The organism is Polaromonas sp. CT11-55, assembly GCF_047303325.1.
Taxonomy (GTDB): Bacteria; Pseudomonadota; Gammaproteobacteria; order Burkholderiales; family Burkholderiaceae_C; genus Polaromonas.
The window spans coordinates 1-11,442 of the sequence record NZ_JBKBEX010000035.1 but is presented as its reverse complement, the minus strand read 5'-3'; the positions used below and the strand labels follow the sequence as shown (position 1 = coordinate 11,442).

At 62.0% G+C, this 11,442-nt stretch carries 13 protein-coding genes; 2 read left to right on the top strand and 11 right to left on the bottom strand.

Annotation, left to right across the window (positions count from 1 at the left end):
* Positions 1-48 precede the first annotated feature (48 nt).
* Positions 49-2,196, bottom strand: coding sequence for a molybdopterin cofactor-binding domain-containing protein (locus ACEN8I_RS22270; protein WP_413330805.1), 2,148 nt, complete (start codon positions 2,194-2,196; stop codon positions 49-51).
* 11 nt (positions 2,197-2,207) lie between these two features.
* Positions 2,208-2,672: a (2Fe-2S)-binding protein gene (locus ACEN8I_RS22265; RefSeq protein ID WP_413330804.1), complete on the bottom strand. Its 465-nt coding sequence runs from the start codon at positions 2,670-2,672 to the stop codon at positions 2,208-2,210.
* A 226-nt stretch (positions 2,673-2,898) separates the two neighbouring features.
* Here ACEN8I_RS22265 and ACEN8I_RS22260 point away from each other — a divergent pair, with 226 nt between their 5' ends.
* Positions 2,899-3,432, top strand: coding sequence for a hypothetical protein (locus ACEN8I_RS22260; RefSeq protein ID WP_413330802.1), 534 nt, complete (start codon positions 2,899-2,901; stop codon positions 3,430-3,432).
* Positions 3,433-3,460: 28 nt separating this feature from the next.
* Here the strand turns inward: ACEN8I_RS22260 and ACEN8I_RS22255 are convergent, their stop codons facing one another.
* From ACEN8I_RS22255 to ACEN8I_RS22225, 7 genes are all read right to left on the bottom strand, one after another.
* Positions 3,461-5,371 (bottom strand): propionate--CoA ligase, encoded by a 1,911-nt coding sequence (locus ACEN8I_RS22255; RefSeq protein ID WP_413330801.1) that lies wholly within the window; start codon positions 5,369-5,371, stop codon positions 3,461-3,463.
* A 37-nt stretch (positions 5,372-5,408) separates the two neighbouring features.
* Positions 5,409-6,386: an MDR family oxidoreductase gene (locus tag ACEN8I_RS22250; protein WP_413330800.1), complete on the bottom strand. Its 978-nt coding sequence runs from the start codon at positions 6,384-6,386 to the stop codon at positions 5,409-5,411.
* 115 nt (positions 6,387-6,501) lie between these two features.
* The gene (locus tag ACEN8I_RS22245; RefSeq protein WP_413330799.1) at positions 6,502-6,924 is read right to left on the bottom strand and encodes an SgcJ/EcaC family oxidoreductase; all 423 of its coding nucleotides are present in this window, start codon (positions 6,922-6,924) and stop codon (positions 6,502-6,504) included.
* A 46-nt stretch (positions 6,925-6,970) separates the two neighbouring features.
* Positions 6,971-7,366: an NAD(+)--rifampin ADP-ribosyltransferase gene (gene arr / locus ACEN8I_RS22240; RefSeq protein ID WP_413330797.1), complete on the bottom strand. Its 396-nt coding sequence runs from the start codon at positions 7,364-7,366 to the stop codon at positions 6,971-6,973.
* 40 nt (positions 7,367-7,406) lie between these two features.
* Complete coding sequence (locus ACEN8I_RS22235) at positions 7,407-7,838, bottom strand: ribonuclease E inhibitor RraB (RefSeq protein WP_413330795.1); 432 nt, start codon at positions 7,836-7,838, stop codon at positions 7,407-7,409.
* An 89-nt stretch (positions 7,839-7,927) separates the two neighbouring features.
* A complete protein-coding gene (locus ACEN8I_RS22230) occupies positions 7,928-8,263 on the bottom strand; it encodes an energy transducer TonB (protein WP_413330794.1) in 336 nt (111 codons plus the stop codon).
* 136 nt (positions 8,264-8,399) lie between these two features.
* Positions 8,400-8,978, bottom strand: coding sequence for a DUF2059 domain-containing protein (locus tag ACEN8I_RS22225; protein ID WP_413330792.1), 579 nt, complete (start codon positions 8,976-8,978; stop codon positions 8,400-8,402).
* Positions 8,979-9,205: 227 nt separating this feature from the next.
* On the opposite strand from ACEN8I_RS22225, the gene ACEN8I_RS22220 reads away from it, so the two are divergent.
* Positions 9,206-9,559: a hypothetical protein gene (locus tag ACEN8I_RS22220; protein ID WP_413330790.1), complete on the top strand. Its 354-nt coding sequence runs from the start codon at positions 9,206-9,208 to the stop codon at positions 9,557-9,559.
* Between the two features lie 58 nt (positions 9,560-9,617).
* Here the strand turns inward: ACEN8I_RS22220 and ACEN8I_RS22215 are convergent, their stop codons facing one another.
* Both ACEN8I_RS22215 and ACEN8I_RS22210 read right to left on the bottom strand, forming a co-directional pair.
* Positions 9,618-10,508, bottom strand: coding sequence for a DMT family transporter (locus tag ACEN8I_RS22215; RefSeq protein ID WP_413330789.1), 891 nt, complete (start codon positions 10,506-10,508; stop codon positions 9,618-9,620).
* A gap of 90 nt (positions 10,509-10,598) precedes the next feature.
* Positions 10,599-11,222 carry an isochorismatase family protein gene (locus ACEN8I_RS22210; RefSeq protein WP_413330787.1) on the bottom strand — a complete coding sequence of 208 codons (624 nt, stop codon included), beginning with the start codon at positions 11,220-11,222 and terminating at the stop codon, positions 10,599-10,601.
* Positions 11,223-11,442: the final 220 nt, after the last annotated feature.

Below are 11,442 nucleotides of genomic sequence, written 5' to 3'. Positions count from 1 at the left end.
GATGCTAGCAGCCCGTGCCCATTTCCGCCTCGGCCTCCCGCCAATTCCTCATGCCTTGGCAAGGTTGTCGTTCAGCGGCAGCGTGCGCACCCGTTTGCCGGTGGCCGCGAACACCGCATTGGCCACCGCGGGCGCCACCAGCGCCGTCGCCGGCTCGCCGATGCCACCCGGCTTTTCAGTACTGGGCACCAGCGTAATGTCCATCACCGGCGCTTCATGCATGCGCAGCACCGGGTAGTCGCCGAAATTGCTCTGCTGCACCCGGCCCTTGTCCAGCGTGATCTGGTTGTTCAGCGCCGCCGACAGGCCGAAGATGACGCTGGACTGGATCTGCGCCTGCACCGTGTCGGGATTGACCATGCGGCCCAGGTCGGCCACCACCGTGATCTTGTGCACCGTGACCTGGTTGTCCTTGACCGACACCTCGGCCACCTGCGCCATATAGGTGTCGTAGCCCTCCATCAGCGCGATGCCGCGGCTGCGGCCGGCCGGCGCCGGCGTGCCCCAGCCGGCCTTGTCGGCCGCGAGTTTGAGCACATTGGCAAAACGCGGCTGTTTCTCGAGCAGCGACATGCGGTAGGCATACGGGTCCTTGCCCGCGGCCAGCGCCATTTCATCGACAAAACTCTCGTTGGCAAAGGCATTGAGCGCATGGCTCACCGAGCGCCAGTAGCCCACGCGCAGCCCGCTGTCGTGGATCACCAGGTCGTACTGCGTGTTCGGGATGTCGTAAGGCATGACGCCGGCCTCGGCCATAAACGGGTCCAGCGTGTCCTTGGGCAGGCCAAAGGCGCGCTGCGTGATGGACTGCGAGGTCACCTTGAAATTGAGCGCCACCGGCTTGCCGTCGGCCCCCAGGCCGGCCGAGAGCTGGTTGACCGCCATGGGCCGGTAGAAGTCGTGCGTGGTGTCGTCCTCGCGGCTCCAGAGCAGCTTGACCGGCTTGCCCACGGCCTTGGAAATCTGCGCCGCCTGCACGATAAAGTCCAGTTCCAGCCGCCGGCCAAAGCCGCCGCCCAGGAAAGTCGTCTTCAGCGTGATGTCCTCGGGCTTGATGCCCAGCGCCGCGGCCACGCTGCCTTCGGCGCCCTGCTGGAACTGCGTGGGACCTATCAGCAGGATTTTCCCGTTCCTGTAGTCGGCCGTGAAGTTCATGGGTTCCAGCGTGGCATGCGCCAGCAACGGCGACACGTACTCGGCCTTCAGCGTCTTGGCTGCACCTTTCATCGCGCCGGCGGCGTCGCCCTTGGGCGCCACAATGGGAATCGCCTTGCCGCTGTCGGCCGCCTTGCGTATGCCGTCCAGCATGCTGGCATTGCTGATGGCCGCGACCGGGCCCTCGTCCCACTGCACTGTCAGCGCCTGGCGCGCCTTGAAGGCATGCCAGTAGCTGTCGGCCACCACAGCCACGCCGTCGGGAATCTGCACCACGTCAATCACGCCGGGCATGGCCTTGGCCTTGGTCGCGTCAAAACTGGTGACCTTGCCGCCAATCACCGGGCATTGCTGCAGGCTGGCGTAGACCATGCCGGGCAGCTTTACGTCGATGCCGAACTCGGCCGTGCCGTTGACCTTCATCGGCGTGTCCAGCCGCTTGGTGGGCTTGCCGATCACCGTGAAGTCCTTAGGGTCCTTGAGCGCCACGTTCTCGGGCACGGGCAGCTTGGAGGCCGCTTCGGCCAGCGAGCCGTAGGTCGCCTTCTTGCCCTTCGGGCCTATGACCATGCCGTTCTCGGCCTTGAGCGTGGCGGCATCGACATTCCATTTCGCGGCCGCCGCGGAGACCAGCATGCTGCGCACCTGGGCGCCGGCAATGCGCAGCTTCTCCCAGCCGTCGCGCACCGAGGTCGAGCCACCGGTGATCTGCGCGCCCAGCAAGGCATTGGTGTAGACCTTGCCCGGCGGCGCGATCGCGACCTTGACCTTGCGGATGTCGACGTTGAGCTCTTCGGCGATCAGCATGGGCATGGAGGTGTAGACGCCCTGCCCCATCTCGGAGCGCGCCGAGATCAGCGTGATGGTGTTGTCGTCAGCGATATGCACCCAGGCATTCGGGGTGTAAAGCGTGCCCGCGGCCTGGGCTGACGGCGCGCCCAGCGTGACGCCCAGCATCAGCCCGCTGCCCGCGACGGTCAGGGCTGACGATGTCTTGAGGAAAGTGCGGCGGTTCGGAGAAATCAGTGAGGTAGTGGTCATGATGGTTCTCCTCAGGCTTTGCGCATGGTGGAAGCAGCATCCTTGATCGCCGCCTTGATGCGCGGGTAGGTGCCGCAGCGGCAGATATTGCCGCTCATCGCGGCGTCGATGTCGGCGTCGCTGGGGTTCTTGTTGGCCGTGAGCAGGGCCGCCGCGCTCATCAGTTGGCCCGACTGGCAGTAGCCGCACTGCGGCACGTCATGCTTGATCCACGCCACCTGCAAGGGGTGCGTGTTGTTGCGCGACAGGCTTTCAATCGTCGCCACCTTCTGCCCCGCCGCCGCAGACAGCGGCGTCTGGCAGGAGCGCACCGGCTTGCCGTTGAGGTGCACGGTGCAGGCGCCGCACAAAGCAGCGCCACAGCCGAACTTGGTGCCGGTCATGCCCAGTTCATCGCGTATCACCCACAGCAGGGGTGTGTCGGGTTCGGCATTGACGGAAACGGCCCGGCCGTTCACGTTGAGTTTGGTTGTCATCTGGTGTCCCCTTTGTTGGAATATGGCAGGGCCCCCAGAAGTCAGTCAGCTACTACCCGAGGGCCTTGCGCGAGTCATGCTACGACCGGGCGCAAGGGGGTATCCGGGTAGAAACCCTTGGCTGAAACAAAGTGTCGAGAAGTTTTCTCAAGATGAGACATCGAAGGCGCACCCGCTGTGCCCTCTAGAATCTGCCAACTCTCATGACCACTAAGGCTTGATTCACATGAACTTGGAAGTCAAGATGATCCGACGCACGCTGGCAGGAATACTTTTGATTGCAAGCGCCTGCACTTGGGCCAATCCCGCCGCAACGCCTTCTACACCACAGCCCACGGAAGTTCAGCTGCAGGACCCCATGCCGGGGCAGGCATTGCTGTATCTGGTGAGAATTTCCGGAGATACAGAGACCGCTACGGTGTTGGTGGACGGTGCAAAGGTGGCCACTCTGCCGCAAAACAGCTACACCGCCATCAGTGTCGCGCCAGGCACCAGGCGGCTCACAGCTGCCACATCTGTAGGGCAAGAGCGTGTCACGGAGATCACGGCGCAAGCGGACGAGCGGCGGTTCTTTTACTTGCTCGCGCCCTTCGCACGACCGACAGGAGACTTCTCCCTCATGTTTGGTTTGCTCGGTGCCCTTGTTCAGGAAACCATTAACCGCCCCGTTGCGACCAGCGGAAACCGCGTCTGGACCGAGATCCAGGAACCGGAAGCAAAGGGCATGATGGCCGGCACCACTCTTGCCCTGCCGGACTAAGGCAGATCGAAGGCTTCGCGGTAGTGCGTTACCCAGCCACCCGATCCCGAATCTGCTGCAGCGCCGCCGGATCGTCCATGGTCGTCAAATCCCCCGGGTCCCTGCCCTCGCACACCGCCTGAATTGCACGCCGCAGCATCTTGCCGCTGCGGGTCTTGGGCAGGGCCGACACAAAATGCACACGCGCCGGCCGGGCGACGGCGCCCAGGTCGCCGTCCACGCGTTTCATGATTTCGCCTTCGAGCTTCATCGCCGCCGCGTTGTCGGTGAGCACGCTCGAATCCTTGGGCACAGCGAAGGCCATGGCGACCTGGCCTTTGAGCTGATCCGCCACGCCGATCACCGCCACCTCAGCGACGCCGGCATGGCCTGAAATGCTTTCCTCGATCTCGCGTGTGCCCAGGCGGTGGCCGGCGACGTTGATGACGTCGTCGGTGCGGCCCAGGATAAAAAAGTAGCCGTCCTCATCGCGTATGCCCCAGTCGAAGGTGGAATACACCATCTTGCCGGGCACGCTCTTCCAGTAGGTGTTGACGAAGCGCGCGTCGTCCTTCCAGATGGTCTGCATGAAACCCGGCGGCGTCGGGCCTTCGATGACGACCACGCCTTTTTCATGGGGCTGGGTCAGCTCTTCGCCGGTGGACTCATGCAGGATCTTGACCTTGTAGCCGTACATGGGCACGCCGGGGCTGCCGAAGCGGCTGGGCTTTTTTTCGACGGCGTTGGCAATGGTGATGATGGGCCAGCCCGATTCGGTCTGCCAGTAGTTGTCGATGATGGGCACATTCAGGCCCTCGCTGATCCAGCGCGCCGTGGGTTCGTCCAGCGGCTCGCCGGCCAGGAAGAAGGCGCGCAGGCTGGAGAGGTCGTGTTTTTTGAGCAGGCCCGGGTCCTGTTTTTTGAGCACGCGCACCGCGGTGGGCGCGCTGAACATGCCGGTGACCTTGTATTTCTCGACTAGGCTCCACCAGATCGCGGCGTTGGGCTGCTTATCCATGCCCTGTGTGGGCAGGCCTTCGTACATGATGGTCGCCATGCCGGCGATCAACGGGCCGTAGACGATGTAGCTGTGGCCCACCACCCAGCCGATATCGCTGGTGGAGAAATAGGTTTCGCCGGCGCGGCCGTCGAAGATGTGTTTCATGCTGGCGGCCAGCGCCACCGCATAGCCGCCGGTGTCGCGCTGCACGCCCTTGGGCTTGCCGGTGGTGCCGCTGGTGTAAATGGTGTAGCTGATGGCGCCGGAATCCAGCCATTCGCAGTGCACCTGGGCGTGCATGTACTTGGCGCGCAGGGTTTCCCAATGCAGGTCGCGCCCGGCCACCATGGGCATGGGCGCCAGGCCGCGGTCTACCAGCAGCAAGGCTTCGGGCTCATGTTTGGCCAGTCGTATGGCTTCGTCGAGCAGGGGCTTGTAGGCCACGACTTTGCCGCCGCGCGAGCCGGCGTCGGCGCTGATGACGACGCGCGGCGTGGCATCGTCAATGCGCGAGGCCAGCGAGCCGCTGGCAAAGCCGCCGAACACCACGCAGTGGATGGCGCCTATGCGCGCGCAGGCCAGCATGGCAAAGGCGGCCTCGGGAATCATGGGCATGTAGATCAGCACACGGTCGCCCTTGACCACGCCCATGGCCAGCAGGCTGGCGGCCATGCGCTGCACTTCGGCATGCAGCTCGCGGAAACTGTAGGTTTTTTCGACGCCGGTTTCGCTGGAGACGTAAATCAGCGCGGCCTGGTCCGCGCGCTCCTTGAGGTGCCTGTCGACCGCGTTGTGGCACAGATTGGTTTGCCCACCTTCAAACCATTGCACAAAGGGCGGATTGTCGTCGTTGCAAACGCGGGTGAATGGCTTGTGCCAGTCGATCAATTTGGCCTGTTCGGTCCAAAAGGCCTCGGGCTGGTCTATGGACTGGCGGTAGAAGTCTGCGTAGCTTGGCATGTCTTTTGTCTCCGTTCACCTGTTTTGTTCAGCTGGGTCAGATCTTGACGACGATGCGGCCGCGCACCTTGCCCGAGATCAAGTCAGCCGCTTTCTCCGCTGCTTTCGCCATCGGAATCTCTTCCAGCATGGTTTCGAGTTTCGCGGTGTCCAGGTCTTTTGCCAAACGATCCCAGGCCTGCTGGCGTTTGGCCAGCGGCGCCATCACGCTGTCAATACCGGCCAGCGTCACGCCGCGCAGGATAAACGGCATCACCGTCGCCGGGAAATCCGCGCCCTGCGCCAGTCCGCAGGCCGTCACCACGCCGCCGTAGCGCGTCTGCGCGCAGGCATTGGCCAGCGTGTGCGAGCCCACGGCATCCACCACCGCAGCCCAGCGCTCTTTTTGCAGCGGCTTGCCGGGGGCAGAGAGTTCGGCCCGATCGATGATGCTGCTGGCGCCCAGCTGCTTTAAATAGGCCTCTTCACCGGCCTTGCCGGTGGCGGCCACCACGGTGTAGCCCAGCTTGCCGAGCAAGGCCACGGCCACGCTGCCCACGCCGCCGGTGGCGCCCGTGACCAGCACCTCGCCGCCATCGGGTTTGACGCCGTGCTGCTCGAGCGCCAGCACGCTGAGCATGGCGGTGTAGCCGGCCGTGCCTATCGCCATCGCCTGGCGCGGCGTAAAGGCGGCCGGCAGCTTGACCAGCCAGTCACCCTGCAGGCGCGCGCGTTCGGCCATCAGGCCCCAGCGGGTTTCGCCCAGGCCCCAGCCGTTGTGCACGAAACGGTCGCCGGGTTTCCAGCCAGTGTGGGTCGATTCGAGCACCGTGCCCGCGCCGTCAATACCCGCCACCATGGGCCAGCTGCGCACCACCGGCCCCTTGTTGGTGATGGCCAGGCCGTCCTTGTAATTGAGGGTGGAATATTCGACCTGCACCAGCACGTCGCCGGCGGGAAGCTGGGCCTCATCGGTGTCGGCCACGGCGGCCGAAAACCCGGCCTCGGACTTGCTGAGCAAGAGGGACTTGAACACGGCGTTGTCTCCAGATAGTTGGTTGTCTCAAGGCCAAAAACGCTAAAAAACCGGCAAAACTGAATTCTTAATTATGGATAACGGGCTTTCAGGAGGCTGACGACGCGCAAGACTGCTACTCGCGCAGGATCGCCTCACCGGTCCGCGGGTTGACAAGGGTGACATTCTCAAGCGCCCGGATGCGCCAGATATCGTTCTGTCTCGTCAGCACTGCAAGGATCAGGGTATCCACCACGTGGGGGCCGGCCGGATGGGCTGGGCCGGCAGCCAGGCGGCTCCAGAAATGGATGACCGCCACTCCCTCGGCAATAGGGGCGATATCGATCAACTCGTTCTGGAGCGTGGAGTCGCGATAGATGGTTTCGTGAATCGGAACGTGGAGTGCCACGATCTCTTCAACGCCCCGGACATAGTGCCCGAAGCGATTCACGAAGGTCGCGTCCTGATCGAACAGCTCACCGAGCGCCACCATGTCGTGACCATTCCAGGCGTCTTGGAACGCGCCGGGTGTGTCTTCAGGCTTTTTCATCTTGGTCATGCGCTACTGACTCGGCTGGATGCTCATGTCACAGCGCTGTTTCACATCAATTGATGATTTTTCCCATGCCGTTCTCTACGCGGGTTCTCAGTTGTTGAATGAACTCCGGGTCATACAGTTCCCAGGATTCGAGTTCGCCAATCACTTTCAAAGGCAGCTTGCTTCGATAGGATCGCGTCGGGTTGCCCGGGAACTTCTTGTCGGTCACGTTGGGATCGTTCTCAAATTCCCCCGTCGGTTCAACGATGTAGACGCGCGGCCTGCCGCTGCCTTTGGCTATTTCCGCGGCAAGCCCGGCGCCTTTGGCGATGGCCGTGAAGTAAATGTGATTCATCACGACGCTTTCGTCGTAATTCGATGTAAAGCCCGACCTTAGTAGATCGCCTGGCTGCAATTGGGCTTTCGTGCCATGAAAAAAGGGGCCGGTGTCCAGAGCCGTCATAAGTTGTCAGGCGAAAAAATGTTGTGCTGCGCGTTCCAGTTCAAGGGGTTTTCGCGGCGGTCGGCGCAGGGCCGACGTCCATGCCGTCGTAGGACGCCACCCCTTGTTTCTCAGCGAGTGCGTAGAACTCCGTGTTACGCGCGTGCAGCGAAGCGGGTGTGTGCGCTTCTATTCGCTCCACGTGCAGACGAAATAGCCGCCTTCCGCTGACTTGCTGGATACCCACTACGCAATAGCCCGACGCATCCAGTTCTGTGGCGACCCGCTGCAGCTTCTCTTCGTCAGGATCGAAGAAGAAGTAGCCCCAAAGCATCGGACCATCGACATTCCATTTTGTCCTGGCGCGCATGTTTGCGAACATTTCCTCCAGCTGTGCAAGCTGGATTCTTTGTGCTGTTTGAGCCATGGCGGGAGGCACGGCTGTGACAGCCGCTGCAAGAAAGATAGCAAGAGTGCGTCGGCGAGTGATCATGGGACGTGAATAGTTGGGGTAAAGCCTCTCGAGAGGGTTGACGTAAAAAGACCCGGCCACCAATGAGCGGCAGCGGCGCTCACAGCCGGCTACTCGAGCCTGTAGTTGATGGGGGCGTTCATCCAGGAATCCACGGCGCGGCCTGATCGGGTTCGTGCGGGATTGAATTTGAAGCTTTTCGCGGCAACCATCGCGGAGGCATCCAGCCTGGCGAAGCCTGAACTTTTAGCGAGTTGCACCTCGCCCGGATCACCGTTCGCCAATACATGCACCCGCAACTCCACGCGGCCCTGCTCCATCATGCGCCTGGAGAGGGCTGGATAAGCCGGCCTTGGCGGACTTGCAAAGCTTGCGAGCTGCACAATTTCATCCGGGGAGGCACAAGCCGCAAGAAGCGTAAACACAAGAAGCCAGAGTGCGCGCATGGGTAGATGGATTGCGAATCGGCGTCCGTAAGACGGCGAAAGTAGGGGAAAGAAAGGTGCCTGCCAACTAGAGTGCCTGGCAGAACGCGTTAATCAGCCCAAGTGCTTGACTGCCTGACTGATCTGTCCTTGTTGACTACTTGGTGACACCAGCCTCGGCCATGGCTTTTTGCATCACGGCTTGCATCTTCTGCATGAGCTGCGGCATCCGTGCCTGCATGACAGATGTCGATTTCTGCATGACAAGAGGCATTTTGTCGATGAAGGCTGCGCCGGTGGGGCTGCGATAAAACGCGATCAACCCATCGATTTCTTCCTGCGTAAATGTCTCCTGGTAGATCGGGACGTACATCGCCTTGATGTTGGTCCACGACAATTCTTCTTTCATGACAATGGAAAACTCCTTGGACGCAGCCTCGATAACCCGCACTTGCTCATCCGTGACTTTCCGCCCGGCAAGGGTCTGCGTCAGGGTCTGCCTCATCATTTGCTCCATCTGAGCCTGCATGGTGGCGACGAGCGCCTCGGATTTTGTGACGACCAGCAGCGTGTTGATCGACTCCTGTGACGCGGGCGCGGCAAAGCAGGCGATGGAGGCGGAAAAAAGCAAAGAGAAAAAGAGTGAGTTGCGGATGGTTCGCATATGTGATGAGGTTTGGTTGATATGGAGGCTGGTGGCAGAGAGGAAAAATGCATGGGTGCCTGCTGCGCCCATGCCGAGTATGCAGGCTAACAGGCCGGTGTGTCATCAGTCGCGTGGCCGGAAAGAAAGGGCCGGCAAGGCCTTAGCTCTTCAGCCCCGGCACATCCTTGAAAGACGCCTGTTCTGCTCTGGCGTCATTCTTGAAATCAACTCCCCCTACTTTGACCTGAGGTCGGGCGCTGGTCGCAGACCTGTCCGCTTGACGGATCGCTTAGGCGGCACTATCGGCATGACTCGGCTTGCCGGCTTTGCACATTCTGCCCAATATAACGCTGCTCATCGCCGCAATGGGACCGAGCCGATCCCAGCAGGGCGAAAAAGAGAAACATAAGGGAGAAGACCACCGCAAAGAGGATCTTCGCAATGCGACCAAGCCGGGTTCTGAAGAGCATAAAAACCGCGAACAGGCCAGCGCATATAAAAGACCAAAACACCAGCGTGTGCCAGTGCCGTGTTTCCACCTGACCCGGTACAAGGAGTGCCAGTTGCCAGGATCCGACGGCAATGACAAAGGGAGCCAGGAATACGGCCGGGAATTTTATCCAGGAAAGAAGGTTCTGGGGAGTGATCATTGCATTGTCTCCATCGACTGACAGGAAGAGTGCTCAACGAGCTTCAATCCACACCTGGTTACCCGTATGACACCCGCCCTCAGGACGGCGCGTCAGCCCGTTTCTCGAGAATCACCAAGGCAATGCCGCCAAGGATGGCCATGGAGGCCAGCATCAGGCGCAGGGTGACGGGTTCACCAAGCAGGGCGGCACCGCCCAGCGCCGCGATCACCGGGACGCTGAGTTGCACCGTGGCCGCACTGGTGGCTTTCAAGGCAGGTAGCACGGTGTACCAGATGATGTAGCCAATGGCCGAAGTCAGGGCGCCGGATGCCAGTGCATACAACAGGCCCTCCACGTCGACCGCCATGTGCCCGGCCATCAGCACGCTCGATGCCAGCGCAATGGGTGCCGCCCGCAGGAAGTTTCCGGTGGTCACCCGCACGGGGTCGCCTTTGCCGCGGCCGCGCAGCGAATAGATGCCCCATGCCGCACCCGAGCACAGCATAAGCACGGCAGCCCCCAGCGGCGGCGCATAAATTCCCGGCAGCAGCAGGCCCACCAATCCGCCGCATGCCAGTGTCAGCCCGGCCAGTTGCGGCATGCGAAAACGCTCCCCCGCCCGGATTCCTTGGCCGATCATGGTGGCCTGCACCGCGCCAAAGAGCAGCAATGCGCCGCTTCCCGCCGGCAGACGCGCATAGGCAAAGGAAAAACAGACGGCATAGGCAAACAGCGCCAGCGCCGACAGCCAGCTTCCCGCGCCCGGCAGTGGGCCGGTGGCGCCATCCACGCCATCGCGGCTGCGGCCTGCGCCCGCTTTGGTGCGCATCACCAGCCAGAGGGTTAGCGCCCCGCTCACCAAGCGGACCGTGGTGAAACTCGCGGGGTCAATCCCGGTGTGTCCCAAAGCCAGGCGGCATAGCAGTGAGTTGCCCGCGAATGCCATCATGGCAAGTACGGTCAGCATTGCGATGCGCGCGCGAGACATGGTTTTGCTTTTATGCGAATGGCGAAAGCCAGGCAGCAAGCAGCGCGAACCGGCTACAGGCTGGCATTTTCCGAAAGGCCACGCCGGGCCTCACTTCACCAGCCCCAGCACATCCTTGAAGGCTTCATGCTCGGCCGTGCGCAGCCACTCAAACGCCACCATCTCGGTGGTCACCAGTTCGGCGCCATTGCCGGCCAGCCGGTCAAAGGCCGCGTCGCGGTTGCGTTCGCTGCGCGAGCTGCAGGCGTCGGTCACGACCCAGACCTCGAACTCTTCCTCGAGCAGGTCGAGCGCGGTCTGCAACAGGCAGACATGGGCTTCGCAGCCGGCGATCACGATGGTGCTTCTGCCCTCTTCCGGTTCGGGTGCCGGTTTTTGCAAATGCTTGGGCAGGCTGCGCGCATTGCGGCCCTGGCTGGGCTGGCGCACCGGCGGGCGCAGCAGGTCGGACAAGCCGTCGGCCACAGCGCTGAAGGACATCTTGTCCAGCACGCGGCCACCGCCGGCGGCAATGGCGGCCTGGACCTCGGGCACCAGAGGGCCCAGGCCGCCGGGATTTTCGGCCGTGCCCCAGACCGGAACCTCCAGCAATTTGGCTATGCGCGCCAGCTTCACGGCATTGGCCAGCACCAGGCTGTTTTCAAAAATGGCGGGCATGAGGCGGGACTGGTAGTCCACCAGCACCAGTTGGGAGTCGTCGGCATCGAGCAGCATGGAGGGGTTCCTGGAAATAATTGAGGAGGGGATGGTTAAATGTAAGGGCAAGGTTTGGTTGGCCGGGTCTTGCTCCGGCGGGCGCGCTCTCCCCCTTATCTCCTTCTCCTCTCTTCGTCTTTCTGCTTACTCTGCTGAGGGTGGCTGGCCGGGGGTAGCCCGGCAGCTACTCACTTTTCTTTTGCTTCGCCAAAAGAAAAGTAAGCAAAAGAAAAGGCGA